General features: G+C 66.5%; 10 protein-coding genes and 1 pseudogene. 3 read left to right on the forward strand and 8 right to left on the reverse strand.

Translation table 11 applies throughout. From position 1 onward, the window contains the following. Positions 1-70 precede the first annotated feature (70 nt). Together JQT59_RS15230 and katG are read left to right on the forward strand one after the other, a co-directional pair. Positions 71-490 carry a Fur family transcriptional regulator gene (locus JQT59_RS15230; protein WP_213577774.1) on the forward strand — a complete coding sequence of 140 codons (420 nt, stop codon included), beginning with the start codon at positions 71-73 and terminating at the stop codon, positions 488-490. A gap of 48 nt (positions 491-538) precedes the next feature. Then, positions 539-2,797, forward strand: a complete 2,259-nt coding sequence (katG, locus tag JQT59_RS15235; protein WP_213576826.1) for a catalase/peroxidase HPI — start codon at positions 539-541, stop codon at positions 2,795-2,797. Between the two features lie 66 nt (positions 2,798-2,863). Here the strand turns inward: katG and JQT59_RS15240 are convergent, their stop codons facing one another. Then, entirely contained in the window at positions 2,864-3,886 is a 1,023-nt protein-coding gene (locus JQT59_RS15240; protein ID WP_213576827.1) for an agmatine deiminase family protein, read from the reverse strand. Beyond that, positions 3,886-4,875 (reverse strand): nitrilase-related carbon-nitrogen hydrolase, encoded by a 990-nt coding sequence (locus JQT59_RS15245; protein WP_213576828.1) that lies wholly within the window; start codon positions 4,873-4,875, stop codon positions 3,886-3,888. The genes JQT59_RS15240 and JQT59_RS15245 overlap by 1 nt, the downstream gene beginning before the upstream one ends. A gap of 163 nt (positions 4,876-5,038) precedes the next feature. On the opposite strand from JQT59_RS15245, the gene JQT59_RS15250 reads away from it, so the two are divergent. Further along, positions 5,039-5,683 carry a TetR/AcrR family transcriptional regulator C-terminal domain-containing protein gene (locus tag JQT59_RS15250; protein WP_213576829.1) on the forward strand — a complete coding sequence of 215 codons (645 nt, stop codon included), beginning with the start codon at positions 5,039-5,041 and terminating at the stop codon, positions 5,681-5,683. Here JQT59_RS15250 and JQT59_RS15255 read toward each other — a convergent pair. The 6 genes and pseudogenes from JQT59_RS15255 to JQT59_RS15280 form a co-directional block, all read right to left on the reverse strand. Further along, the gene (locus JQT59_RS15255; RefSeq protein ID WP_213576830.1) at positions 5,610-7,184 is read right to left on the reverse strand and encodes an APC family permease; all 1,575 of its coding nucleotides are present in this window, start codon (positions 7,182-7,184) and stop codon (positions 5,610-5,612) included. The genes JQT59_RS15250 and JQT59_RS15255 overlap by 74 nt on opposite strands. Positions 7,185-7,239: 55 nt before the next feature. Next, positions 7,240-8,121 (reverse strand): universal stress protein, encoded by an 882-nt coding sequence (locus JQT59_RS15260; protein WP_213576831.1) that lies wholly within the window; start codon positions 8,119-8,121, stop codon positions 7,240-7,242. Between the two features lie 32 nt (positions 8,122-8,153). Next, a pseudogene (locus JQT59_RS15265) lies at positions 8,154-9,607 on the reverse strand (NAD-dependent succinate-semialdehyde dehydrogenase). Positions 9,608-9,688: 81 nt separating this feature from the next. Beyond that, a complete protein-coding gene (gene gabT, locus JQT59_RS15270; protein WP_213576832.1) occupies positions 9,689-11,029 on the reverse strand; it encodes a 4-aminobutyrate--2-oxoglutarate transaminase in 1,341 nt (446 codons plus the stop codon). 52 nt (positions 11,030-11,081) lie between these two features. After that, on the reverse strand, positions 11,082-12,512 hold the full coding sequence (locus JQT59_RS15275; protein ID WP_213576833.1) for a gamma-aminobutyraldehyde dehydrogenase: 1,431 nt from the start codon (positions 12,510-12,512) through the stop codon (positions 11,082-11,084). 156 nt (positions 12,513-12,668) lie between these two features. Further along, entirely contained in the window at positions 12,669-14,306 is a 1,638-nt protein-coding gene (locus JQT59_RS15280; protein WP_213576834.1) for an amidohydrolase, read from the reverse strand. Positions 14,307-14,324 lie beyond the last annotated feature (18 nt).

The raw sequence follows: 14,324 nt of genomic DNA on the forward strand, positions 1-14,324 counted from the left end.
CCTGGCATCCGAGTTGCATGAAGTGCCAGATATTTTCGCAAAGTCTTGACTCGTTCCAGATTGGTAGGTCATAGTGTACGCAGAGCAATTGCGTGCGGCCGAGCTGCGTGTGACGCGTCCTCGATTGGCAGTGCTGGAGGCAGTGCAAAAAAATCCACACGCCGATACGGAGACGATCCTCGGAGAAGTGCGGGCAGTGCTTCCCGGTGTGTCTCAGCAGGCGGTGTACGGCATTTTGCACACGACGACTGCTGCCGGTTTGGTGCGCAAAATCCAGCCGGCGGGTTTGGTGGCTCGCTACGAGACGCGGGTCGGTGACAACCACCATCACGTGGTCTGCCGGTCCTGCGCAGCCATCGCGGACGTCGATTGCGCTGTCGGTGAGTCGCCGTGCCTGCCCACTGTCCACGACAACGGATTCCATGTCGACGAGGCGGAGGTCATCTTCTGGGGCCTGTGCGCCAACTGCTCGACATCGCTCACCTCGTAGCGCTCATCTCATCAACAGCCCGAATTATCCCCTTTTGGAAGGAAAGCCGTGTCTGACACCACCCGGACTCTCGCAGAAGAGCACCCGCCCATCGCCGAGGCCCAAACGGAACCTGCGGAGAGCGGCGGCTGCCCTGTCGCGCACGGTCGGCTCGAGCATCCGACTCGGGGCGGCGGTAACCGTGACTGGTGGCCGAACCAGCTCAACCTGAAGATCCTGCAGAAGAACCCCGCCGTGCGTAATCCCATGGACGAGGACTTCGACTACACCCGGGAACTCGAGAACCTAGACTTCGAGGCCCTGAAACGGGACATCGAGGAGGTTATGACGACCTCGCAGGACTGGTGGCCCGCCGACTACGGCCACTACGGCCCGCTGTTCGTCCGGATGGCGTGGCACGCCGCGGGCACCTACCGCGTGACCGACGGCCGCGGTGGTGCCGGCGCCGGAATGCAGCGCTTCGCGCCGCTGAACAGCTGGCCCGACAACGCCAACCTCGACAAGGCACGGCACCTGCTGTGGCCGGTGAAAAAGAAGTACGGCAAGACCATCTCGTGGGCCGACCTGATCGTCTTCGCCGGCAACTGTGCCCTCGAGTCGATGGGCTTCGAGACTTTCGGCTTCGGCGCGGGCCGGGTTGATCAGTGGGAGCCCGAGGAAGACGTCTACTGGGGCCCGGAACTCACCTGGCTCGGCGACGAGCGTTATACCGGTGACCGGAACCTCGAAAAGCCGCTCGGTGCGGTCCAGATGGGACTGATCTACGTCAATCCCGAAGGCCCGAACGGCAACCCGGATCCCGTCGCAGCATCACGGGACATCCGCGAGACGTTCGCGCGGATGGCGATGAACGATGTCGAAACCGCTGCACTGATCGTCGGCGGACACACCTTCGGCAAGACCCACGGCGCCGGACCGGCCGATCTGGTCGGTCCCGAGCCCGAGGCTGCTCCGCTCGAGGAACAGGGTCTGGGCTGGAAGAGCGCCTTCGGCACGGGTAAGGGTGGCGACACCATCACCAGTGGTCTCGAGGGTGCCTGGACGCCGACCCCGCGGACGTGGGACAACAGCTTCCTCGAAACCCTGTACGGGTACGAGTGGGAGCTGTCCACGAGTCCCGCCGGTGCGTGGCAGTGGATCCCGAAGGACGGCGCCGGTGCGGGCACCGTGCCCGATGCGCACGATGCGTCGAAGACTCATGTGCCGGTGATGCTGACGACGGACCTGGCCCTGCGAATCGACCCGGCTTACGAGAAGATCACCCGCAACTGGCTGGAGAACCCGGATCAGCTCGCCGACGACTTCGCCAAGGCGTGGTACAAGCTGACCCACCGCGATATGGGCCCGATCGTCCGTTACCTCGGCCCGCTCGTGCCGGAGGAGACCCTGCTGTGGCAGGACCCCATCCCCGCGGTCACTCACGAGCTCGTCGATGCCGACGACATCGCGTCGCTGAAGAGTCAGATCCTCGGGTCCGGACTGACTGTTGCAGAGTTGGTCTCGACCGCGTGGGCGTCGGCCTCCTCGTTCCGGGGCAGCGACAAGCGCGGCGGCGCCAACGGCGGCCGTATCCGTCTCGAGCCGCAGGCGAGCTGGGAGGTCAACAACCCGGCCGAGCTCGCCCAGGTGGTGAAGACCCTCGAGGGAATTCAGGAGTCCTTCAATACCGCCCAGACCGGAAACAAGCGGGTCTCGTTTGCCGACCTCGTCGTGCTCGGTGGCGTTGCCGCCGTCGAGCGGGCCGCGAAGGATGCCGGACACGATGTCGAGGTGCCGTTCACTCCCGGTCGCACCGATGCCACACAGGAACAGACCGATGTGGAGTCGTTCGCTGCGCTCGAGCCGACTGCGGATGGTTTCCGCAACTACCTCGGCGAGGGCAACCGTCTGCCGGCGGAATTCCTGTTGGTCGACAAGGCCAACTTGCTGACGTTGACTCCTCCCGAGATGACGGTTCTCGTCGGGGGCCTGCGCGTGCTCGGCGCGAACTACAACACCAGGTCGGAAGCGGGCGTCTTCACGTCGAAGCCGGGGACACTGACCAACGATTTCTTCGCGAACCTGATCGACCTCGGCACGACATGGGCGCCGAGGTCCACGGACTCGGAGATCTACGAGGGCCGCGACCGCGTCACCGGGGAGGTGAAGTGGACCGGAACCCGCGTCGACCTCGTGTTCGGGTCGAACTCCGAGCTGCGCGCTCTCGCGGAGGTGTATGCCTCCGATGACGCGAAGCAGAAGTTCGTGCGGGACTTCGTGTCCGCGTGGGACAAGGTGATGAACCTCGACCGGTTCGAGCTCGCCTAACCCGGCGGCTCCGCCACCCGTGAGTACTTGTTAACCCCCCGCGGTTAACAAGTACTCACGGGTGCGTCAGCGCACCACGGGCTGGTGCTGCGTGATGCAGTGGATTCCGCCGCCGCGGGCGAAGAGGGGTCGTGCATCGACGGTCACCACGTCACGTCCGGGGTAGGCGGCCGACAGGAGCGCGACGGCCTCCTCGTCTGCGGGATCGTCGAAACTGCAGGCGATCACTCCGCCGTTGACGACGAGATGGTTGATGTAGCTGTAGTCGACGAATCCCTCGTCGTCGCGGAGCACCGTCGGCGCGGGCACCGGAATGATCTGCCAGGATTGGCCGCGGGCGTCCGTGGTCTGCTTCAGCAGGTCGATGACGGTCCTGCTGACCTCGAAGTCGGGGTGTTCCGGGTCGCGCTGATCGTGTACCAGGATGACGCCCGGAGACGGGATGGCGGCCACGATGTCGACGTGTCCGCGCGTGCCGAACGTGTCGGAGTCGCGGGTGAGTCCGCGGGGCAACCAGATGACGTTAGTGGCGCCGAGGGTGCGCGCGAGTTCGGCCTCGACATCGGCCTTGGACAGTCCCGGATTGCGGCCGGGATCGAGTTGCACCGTCTCGGTGACCAACACGGTGCCGAGGCCGTCCACGTGTATTCCGCCGCCCTCGTTGACGAGCGTCGACTCGACGAGTTCGGCGCCGGACCGCTCGACCACCATCTTGCCGATCTTGGAATCGCGGTCCCACCGCGCCCAGTCCTGGCCGCCCCACCCGTTGAACACCCAGTCGACGCCTCCGAGCCTGCCGTCCTCGGACACCACGAACGTGGGACCGATGTCGCGCATCCAGGCGTCGTTCAGCGGGGCCTCGACGACGTCGATGTGAGGGGAGAGGTATTCCCTCGCGACGGCCATCTCGTCCGGGTCGACCACGACGGTGACGGGTTCGAACCGGGCGATCGCGTGTGCCACCGCGGCCCAGGTGCTGCGGGCCTCGTGGTGGGCTGCGGGAGTGTCCCCGAGCGAGTATCCCTCGCTGGGAAAGGCCATCCAGGTGCGCTCGTGAGGTTCGCCCTCCGCGGGCATGCGCCAGCCCATCAGGATTTCCCGAAGGGGGAGGCGTGATCGACGGGCTCGGTGAGGGCACCGTAGGTGTCGGGTCGCCTCGTCGTGAGAAACGGGAACAGTGCGAGCCAGTCTTCTCGCTGCTGAAGGTCGAGATCGGCGACCAGGACGGCTGATTCGTCACGCGGTGCCTGAACGAGAATGCGGCCGTAGGGGTCGGAGATGAACGACGACCCGTAGAAGGTGATGAGGCCTTCGTTGCCGTGGCGGTTGGGCACCACCATGAACGTGCCGTTGGCGATCCCGTTCCCGACGATCACCTGTTGCCACAGCGGCTGGGTATCGAACTGGGGGAAGTCGGGTTCGGAGCCGATGGCGGTGGGGTACACCAGAACTTCGGCGCCACCGAGCGAATACGCGCGAGCAACCTCGGGGAACCACTCGTCCCAGCAGGTCGGCATGCCGAGTTTCACACCGTCGAGGGCAGTGTGCACCGGGTATGGATCGGCGGCCGGTCCGCCGCGGAAGTAGGTGTCCTCGTAGTAGCCGGCGGTCACCGGAATGTGCAGTTTGCGGGTGCGTGCCAGCAGTCGGCCGGACGGGGACACGAGGATGGCCGTGTTGAACCCGAGGCCGTCGTCGTAGTGGTCACCGCTCTCGCGGTCGTCGCGCTCGTAGAGCGAGGCGTGGACGGGGATACCGTGTTCGGCCGCCGCCTTGGCCGCGAAGGTGAATGTGGGGCCGGTGAGGAGGTCTTCCGCCTGGCGGCCGGGGTTGTCACCGCCTTCCACGAATGCGGGATAGCGGCTCAGCGTCAGCTCGGGCAGGAAGACGACCTGAGCTCCGAGTCGAGCCGCCGCGGCGATTCCTTCGTCGAGTTCGGCGCGGAGGTCCTGCTCGTCCTCGTGCCACCGGTGCTGCACCAGCCCGACGCGGAGCGGGGGGCGTTCGGTCGTCCGCGCCCCCGTGATCGGCGTCCTCGAAAGGGGCGCGGGAGGGGTCGGTGCGGTGATCGTCAACATTGTGGTCCTCGGATGTCCGGTTCGGCGACTGTCTAAAACGAATGCGATTCGTTAAGTATGGTGGGTGAGTGCTCGACGATCAAGGGGTGGGACGTGTCGAATTCGACTTTTTCTCGCTCGACCCCGCCATCGGCAGCGAAACATCGACCAGAGGGGCGCACTCATGCCACGGCCATCACAGCGGCTGCTGTCACCGGAGATCATCACGGAAGCGGCCATTCGCCTGGTGGACCTCACCGGTGACTTCACGATGCCGGGTCTCGCCGAGCGGCTGAAGGTGCGGCCCTCCTCGCTGTACAACCACGTGTCGGGGAGGGCGGAGATCATCGAATTGATGCGCGCCAGCGTGATGGCGGGCATCGTGGTGGCGGACCCCGACGGCCAGTGGAGCGAGACGGTGGCCTCCCTGGCGCGCGAGTATCGGCGCAACTACGCCGAGCATCCTCGGCTGATTCCTCTGTTCACCGCGCACACGGTGCAATCCGGTGTGGCGTTCGGAATGTACAACGCGCTGGCGCAAGCCTTTTCGGACGGCGGATTCTCACCGGAGGACGTTCTCCACGCCATCACGACGGTCGACAGCTTCGTTCTGGGCTCCGCGCTCGACCTCGCTGCCCCCGAGGTGGTCTGGGCGACCGCCCCGGAGGCGAACGAGCCGATGCGGGCAGCGTTGGCCACGTCCGGACCGAACCCCGGACGGGCCGACGCAGCATTCGAGTTCGGACTGCGCACCCTTATCGCAGGCTTGGTGGCGCAGGCTCCAGAGCAAGATCGCTCTCGTCCCGCAGCGCCGATGTCTCGCGGGTGAGGGTTCGGCCCTGGAAGAACGCAGGGTTGCGGAAACGCATGATCACCATCAGGAGGGCACCGAGGAGAAGAATGCCGAACCCGAGGTAGAACACGAGTCCGATACCGCCTATCTGTGCGCCACTCCCGTTCTCGGGGTTCATGCTCTCGTCGACCGAGATGACGAAGACCGCGAGCAGCATGAGTCCGCCGAGCAGCGGGAATACGAAGCGGAAGACAGCGTTGCGGACACTGGTGAACAGCCGTCCCCGGAAGTACCACACGCAGGCGAACGCGGTGATGCCGTAGTACCAGCAAATCATGATTCCCAGCGCGGCAATGGTGTCGAGCAGGGCGCTCTCGGACAGGAAGGTGACCACCGTGTAGAACACGGCCGTCACCACACCGGCGACGACGGTGGCGTAGGACGGCACCAGGAACCGGGGAGACACCTCGGCGAGCTTCTTCGGAAACGCACCGTACGCGCCCATGGCGAGCATCGTGCGCGCTGCCGGGAGGAAGGTGGTCTGCAGGCTCGCGATCGAGGAGACGAACACGGCGAGGAACAGCAGCATGCCACCCCAGTTGCCGAGAACGGGATCTGCGAGAGCACCGAACACGTTCTCCGAGTTCTCCGGGTTACCGAGGCCGAGGCCCTCTTCGCCGACTCCCGCATACATCATCGCCGCGACCGACACCAGCAGGTAGGTCAGCAGGATCGTCGCGACGCACAGCAGTCCCGCGCGACCGGGAGTCTTCTTGGGGTTCTTCGATTCCTCGCCGAGGGTCAGGCAGGTGTCCCATCCCCAGAAGGCGAAGATCGAACCGGTGACACCGATGACGAAGGCGCCGATGGCAAGTCCGGAGAAGGGATCGAACCAGCTGAGGTCGAACGACAGGTTCGCGGGCGAGTCGCCTGCCCCGACGTGGACGAGGGCGACCACGGCGAAGGCGATGAGGAGCACCATCTGGAAGCCGACGAGTGCGACCTGCAGGCGCTCACTGGTGGTGATGCCGCGACTCGCGATCCACGTTGCGACGCCGATGAAGACGAGTGTGGTGCCGACGTTGACCACTTTGTTGCCGGGTAGATCGGCGATGCCCGGACTGTCGAACAGTCGGGCGATGAAAAGGTAGAAGAACTGGACGGCGATCGCCGCCAGATTCGACAGCACGATGATGGTGGCAATTACCATTCCCCAGCCGCACATCCATCCGACGTACGGACCGAACGCCTTGGTCGACCAGGTGAAAGATGCACCGCAGTCCGGTGATTCGGAGTTCAGCTCACGGTATGCGTAGGCGGTGAGGAACATGGGAATGAATCCGGCGATGAAGATGGCGGGCATCTTCAGTCCGACCGCGGCGACGATCAGTCCGATGCTCGCCGTGAGGGTGTAACCCGGTGCGACGGAGGAGATACCGAGAATCGCACCGGACAATGTCCCCACCGTGCCGGTGGCCAGGCCCTTGGCGCTCACCCCGCCCGCGGTGGGCCCCTGTGCGACTTCGTTGTTCGTCATGGTCGAACCTCCGGTGGGGAACAAGCGTGGATCCGGGGCGGGTGTGGTGGAAGGTCTACTCACTGTGCGGGAACTCCTGCTTCGGTACGACGACCATGGGTACCGGCAGGACACGGAGCATCTTGGCGGCGGTGGACCCCAGGAACAGTCGATGAGGTTGGGCGAGGCGGCTGGAGCCGACCATGACGAGGTCGCCGTCCTGCCAGTCGAGTGTGCGGACCGCCGATTCCACGGTGGAGCCGTCGGCTATCAGCACGGAGATCGGAAACTCCTCGGGCAGAGCGGAACGTGCCGTGTCGAGAGTGCTCTGTGCGTGGGCGACGGCGCGTTCGCGGATGTCCTCGGGTGTGTCGCGGTGGTCGCGGAGGTCGTTCCGCGGGTCCAGCGCCACCAGCGACACCAGGCGTAGGGGTGCCTGCATGAGTTCACTGGTTCTCACCGCGGTTCGCAGCAGCACGTCGGCGCCGGCGCGGGTACCGAGTGCGCAGGTGATCTCCCGGATCTGCTTGGCCGTGGAATGCCGGGCACCGCGCGGAGCCAGGGCCAGCGGAACGTGTGCCGAGTGCAGCAGCTCCGTCGACACCGAACCGACGGAGTGCCGCCCCAGGAGTCCGTCGCCGGCGGCACCGACGACGATGGCCTGTGCGCCGAGCCGGGTCACCTCGTCGAGGAGACCCTGCGCGAATGACTCGTGGAAGCTGAGGTGGACGTCCACGTCGATGTCGCTCGGCGTCGACGACTTCGCCTCCTCCAGCCAGCGCTGGGCACGGGAGGCGAGGATGTCGTCGTAGCCTGTCTCGGCCGGGACGGTACGGTCCGGCGGGAGCACCATGCAGATGTCGAGCTGGGCACCGAGACTGCGGGCGAGCTGCACCCCGAGGGCCAGACCGTCCTCCCCGCTGGGGGTGGCGAGATATCCAACGACCAATCGCTTCATTGACGGTTCCGATCTGGCTCGAGGCGGGGTGTTTACGCGAAGCCGATGTATTTGGTCTCGAGGTATTCCTCGATGCCCTCGGTGCCGCCTTCGCTGCCGAGCCCGGATTGTTTGACGCCGCCGAAGGGTGCTGCGACGTCGGAAATCACCCCGCGGTTGACGCCGACCATGCCGCTCTCGAGCTTGTCGGCGACGCGGAACGCGCGATCGACGTCCTGCGTGTAGATGTACGCGGCGAGTCCGTATTCGGTGTCGTTCGCGGCGGCGACAGCTTCGGCCTCGGTGTCGAAACCGGTGATGGCGGCGACGGGTCCGAAGATTTCCTCCCGGATGATGCGGGCGCCGGCGGGTACCTCGTCGAGGACGGTCGGCTCGAAGAAGTAGCCGGGCCCGTCGACGGACTTGCCGCCGGTGCGGACCCGGGCCCCCGCGGCGACGGCGTCGTCGACGAGGGATGCCACGTTGCGACGTTGCTTGTCGTTGACTAGGGGCCCGACGTCGGTGCCGTCTTCGCTGCCCGGCCCGACGGTGAGTGCAGCGATCCGCTCGGTGAGCTTGGTGGTGAATTCCTCGCGTACCGAGTTGGCGACGATCAGGCGGTTCGCGGCGGTGCAGGCCTCGCCGCCGTTGCGCATCTTCGCGGCCATCGCACCGTCGACTGCGGCATCGATGTCGGCGTCGTCGAACACGACGAACGGGGCGTTGCCACCGAGTTCCATCGAGGTGCGCAGCACCTGCTGGGCGGACTGCTCGATGAGAATCTTGCCGACGCGGGTGGAGCCGGTGAACGTCACCTTCCGCAGTCGCGGGTCGGCGAGGAGAGGCGCGGTGACGGCAGCGGCGTCGAGGGTGGGGAGCACCGAGAGCACACCGGCGGGCAGGCCGGCGTCAGCGAAGATCTCGGCGAGCAGCAGCATGGTCAGTGGGGTGTCCTCGGCGGGTTTGACGATGATGGTGCACCCGGCGGCGAGGGCGGGGCCGATCTTGCGGGTGCCCATGGCGAGGGGGAAGTTCCAGGGGTGACGGCCAGGGTGGGTCCGACGGGGACCTTGGTGACCATGATCCGTCCGTTGCCGGAGGGGGAGGTGGTGTAGCGGCCCTGGATGCGGACGGCTTCCTCGCTGAACCAGCGCAGGAACTCGGCGCCGTAGTTCACTTCGCCGCGGCTCTCCGGCAGCGCCTTGCCCATTTCCATCGTCATCAGCAGGGCGAGGTCGTCGGTGCGTTCGATCACCTTCTCCCACGCCGAACGCAGGATGATCGACCGCTGCCGGGGTGCGGTGGCGGCCCACTCGTCCTGGACGGCGGCGGCGGAGTCCAGGGCGCGGAGTGCGTCTTTGCCGCCGGCGTCGGCGACGTCGGCGAGGTGGGCGCCGGTGGCGGGGTCGTACACCGGAAAGGTGCCGCCATCGATCGGGTCGGTCTGGGCGCCGTCGATCCACAGGCCGGTGGGCAGGGTGGTGCGGAGCCGTTCGAAATCTGTCATGGGAGTCCTTCTGGTCGGGGTGCGGGCGCTTCGCGCCCGTGCGCCTTTCTGGTAGAGGTGGCAACCAGAAAGGCGCACGGGTCAGACGAGGGAACGAACTATCTGCTCGATGACCGTCAACGCGTCCTCGAGCAGGTCGTCGCCGATCACCAACGGGGGAAGCAGGCGGATCACGTTGCCGTAGGTACCGCACGTCAGCAGGATGACGCCGTGCTCGAGAGCCTGGGCCGCGATGGCCTTGGTCAACTCCGCGTCCGGTTCGGTGGTTCCGGGCTTGACGAATTCCATCGCGAGCATGGCGCCGCGACCGCGCACGTCACCGATTACACCGACCTCGGCGGCGAGGGCGTGCAACCGCGGCAGGACGAGGTCGGCGATGTGCCGAGCCCGGCCCGGCAGGTCGAATGTCTGCATGGTGTCGAGGGCGGCGAGCGCGGCGGCACAGGCGACAGGGTTGCCGCCGTAGGTGCCGCCGAGTCCGCCGGGGTGGACCTTGTCGAGAAGTTCGGCCCGTCCCGTGATCGCGGAGAGGGGCATACCGCCGGCCATGCCTTTGGCCATGGTGATGATGTCGGGGACCACGTCCTCGTGCTCGCACGCGAACCAGGCGCCGGTGCGGGAGAACCCGGTTTGCACCTCGTCGGCGATGAAGACGACGCCGTTGGCGCGCGCCCAGGCGACCAGAGTGGGGAGGAATCCCTCGGCGGGCACGATGAATCCGCCCTCGCCCTGGATCGGCTCGATGATGATCGCCGCGAGTGAATCGGCGCCGATCTGCTTCTCCATCTGGCTGATGGCCCGCTGGGCGGCCTGCTCGCCGGTCAACCCGTCCTGATCGCGGTACGGGTACGACATCGGGAGGCGGTAGACCTCGGGAGCGAAGGGACCGAAGTGGGCCTTGTAGGGCATCGACTTGGCGGTCAGGGCCATCGTCAGATTGGTGCGGCCGTGGTAGGCGTGGTCGAATGCGACGACGGCGTCGCGTCCGGTGGCGAGGCGGGCGACCTTGATCGCGTTCTCCACCGCTTCGGCGCCCGAGTTGAACAGGACGGTCCGCTTCTCGTGATCGCCGGGGGTGAGGGCGGCGAGTTCCTCCGCGACCCGCACGTAACCCTCATACGGGGTGACCATGAAGCAGGTGTGGGTGAAATGTCCGACCTGCTCCCGAACTGCCTCGGCCACAGCGGGATCCGAGGCTCCCACGCTGGTGACGGCGATGCCGGAGCCGAGGTCGATGAGCGAATTGCCGTCGACGTCCACGATGACGCCACCGTCCGCGTCCGCGGCGTACACGGGCACGCTCGAGCCGACGCCCGCGGCCACGGTGGCGCGGCGGCGAGCGGTGAGGGCCGCCGACTTCGGGCCGGGAAGCTCGGTGACCAGTGCTCGCTTCTGCGGCAGCCGGTACTGGATGTCGTTCATCAGGGTGCAGTCCTCAGGGTCGTGACGGTAGATGGGAAAACGGGAGTCGAGGTCAGTCGTGTGAGCTCATGACGTGCTTGATGCGGGTGTAGTCCTCGACGCCGTAGCCGGAAAGGTCTTTGCCGTAGCCGGAGTACTTGAATCCGCCGTGCGGCATTTCGGCGACGAGCGGGATGTGGCAATTGATCCATACGGCGCCGAAATCGAGTGCGGCCGAAAGTCGTTGCGTGACACCGTGGTCGTGCGTCCACACGCTCGACGCCAGACCGTATCGGACGTCGTTGGCGAGGGTCACGGCCTCCTTCTCGTCCGAGAAGCTCTGCACGGTGAGGATGGGCCCGAATGTCTCTTCCTGCACGATGTCGTCGCGCTGGTCGACTCCGGTGATCACGGTGGGCTCGAAGAAGAAGCCCTGCTCGCCGGAACGTCTGCCGCCGGTGGCGATCTTGGCGGAGGCGGGCAGATCCGCAATTTTCGCGCTGACGGTGTTGAAGTGGTTGATGTTGTTGAGTGGACCGTAGAACGTGTCGGGGTCGTCCGGGAGCCCCGGCTTCAACGTCTCGGCCTTACGGACCAGTGCATCGACGAGCTGGTCGTGGATCGACTCGTGGACGAGGACGCGGGTGGCCGCTGTGCAGTCCTGGCCGGCGTTGAAGAACGCCGCTTCGGCGATTCCGTCGGCGGTCTTCTCGATGTCGACGTCACCGAACACGATTGCCGGCGCCTTGCCGCCCAATTCGAGGTGCGCGCGCTTGAGCTGGCGGGCGGCAGAAACGGCCACCGCGATGCCGGCGCGCACCGACCCGGTGATCGACACGAGTCCGAGCGCGGGGTGCTCGACGAGGGTCGCACCGGTCTCCCCGTTGCCCAGCACCACGTTGAACACGCCATCCGGCAGGATGCCCTTGGTCAACCGGGCAAGCACGAGAGTGCTGTTCGGGGTGGTGTCGCTGGGCTTGAGGACGATGGTGTTGCCGGCGGCCAGGGCGGGGCCGATCTTCCACAGCGCCATCATGAACGGGTAGTTCCACGGGGTCACCTGTCCGACGACACCGATCGGTTCGCGGCGCACATAGGACGTGAATCCCTCCACGTACTCCCCGGCGGCCTTGCCCTCGAGCATGCGGGCAGCCCCGGCGAAGAACCGGAGCTGATCTGCCCCGACCTTGATCTCCTCGTCGGCAATGACCTGTTTGGGCTGCCCTGTGTTGCGGCACTCCGCCTCGACGAGTTCGTCGCTGTGCGCCTCGATCGCGTCGGCCAGCTTCAGCAGTGCCGTCTGGCGCACGCTCGGCGTGGTCTTGCCCCAAGACACGAAGGCTCGCTCCGCCGCCTCGACGGCAGCGTCCACATCGGTCTTGGTGGACACCGGCGCACGGCCGACGACACTCTCGTCCACCGGATTGATCAAGTCGAGGGTCTCCGTCGTCGACGAGGCGACGAACTCGCCATTGATGTAGTTCTGGAGTACGTCGATCGACATCCGTACCGTTCCTCTCGTGGGGTCGAACGGCCCGCCGGCAAGCGTTCGCCGGGGTCCGTAGTGCATCTGGTAGTCAGTGTGCGCTGCCTCACAAGGTGGTGGCAGCTGACGAAATGGTGAAAGCAAGGCCGTTGGGCGCGCCGAGTTGTCCAGCCTTCAGAGCGGCCGGTGAGTGGTTCGATGGCGGATCCGGCCCGCCACGACGGTGAGCCCCACGCGGGAGGTGAGCAACGAGCCGGCGCCCTCGGTGAACGGGTTTCCGTCGAGGACGACGAAATCGGCCGCCTTGCCGGCGACGAGTTGCCCGGCGAGGTCGTCCCAACAGCAGGAATAGGCAGCGTCACGGGTCGCGTGCGCCAGTGCGTCCGCCATCGGGAGCGCGTACTCGGGCAGGTTGGGTGGCAGAGTCGGATCGATCGCGGACTTGCGCGTCGTCGCGACGTACATGTTGGGCAGCGGCGGATGCGGTGCGGTGGGGGCGTCGGAACCCAGCGCCAGGACCGCGCCCGCCGAGGTCATCTCGGGCCAGGGGTACGCCCGCTCGACCCGGTGGTCACCCAGAACGGCGCGCCAGTTCTCCTGGATCGCCGGGTCGGCGTGCACCGGCTGCATCGAGGCGACGACACCGAGTCGTGCCAGACGCTGCACGTTGTCCTTCGTGATCGTCTCGAGGTGTTCCATGCGGTGTCGACGCGGCCGGATTCCGTTGGCTGCGATTGCCTTCTCCAGCGCGGTGAGCCCGATCTCCGAGGCCTCGTCACCGATGGCGTGCATGGCCACCTGGAGTCCCGCGGCATCAGCCGCGGTGACCACGGGTGCCAGCGACTCGAGATCCCAGATCGGTTCGGCATTGGTGCCGTCGGAGTACGGCTCCTTCATGGTGGCGGTGCAGCTGTCGATGACACCGTCGATGAGGATCTTGATCCCGGCCATCCGCAGCCACGGCCCCTGCAGACGCTGGGCGTACGTCGCGGCCTTGCGGACCTGACGGACGTTCTCCTCCGTCGAATCGGTTCGGGTTATGAGCCAGTGCCCGGCTACCCGAAGCGGCAACGTGCCGCCCCCGGCTGCCAGGGCTCGCTCGAGCGCCGCCACCTCGTCCGCACCGAGTGCCATGTCGACGGCTCCGGTGACGCCGTCGGCCAGGTACCGCTCGAACGCCGCCGCGAGCGCGACGTCACGTTCGTGGTCGGTGACCACCTTCGCGAGGGTGGGCCACACGATCTGGGTCACCGCCGTTTCGTACAACATCCCGGTGGCGTGGCCCGTCGCCGGATCACGTTCGATCCGGCCGCCGAGGGGATCGGGCGTGTGGTCGTCGATCCCCAGTTCGTCGAGTGCTGCGGTGTTCACCCACACGGAATGGGCGTCGTTGGAATCGAGGTACACGGGGCGGTCCGCTTCGACCGCGTCGATCATCTGCCGGGTGGGCGGCCGGCCGCCGACGGCCGGAAACAGCCAGCTGCGCCCCAGAATTCGGGGTGCCGTCGGATTGCCGGCGGCGAAACGCCCGATGCGATCCTGGATGCCGGCCAGATCGACGGCGCTCTGGAGATCCACCTTCTGCAACGACTGCCCCATCATGAGCAGGTGGGTGTGAGCGTCGATGAACCCGGGCAGCACGAAAGCGCCGTCGAGTTCGACGATGTCGGCGTCGCGGGTCAGCGCGTCTGCGGTGACCGTATCCCCGACGTACGTCAGCCGGCCGTCCTCGACGATCATCGACTCCGCCCACGCGGGCTCGGCCGCAGTGAAGAATCGCCCGCCTCGGTAGTGGGTGGCCTTCGCTGTCATGGTGTTCTTCCTGTCCAT

The organism is Rhodococcus sp. USK13 (assembly GCF_018343855.1).
Classification (GTDB): domain Bacteria; phylum Actinomycetota; class Actinomycetes; order Mycobacteriales; family Mycobacteriaceae; genus Rhodococcus_F; species Rhodococcus_F oxybenzonivorans.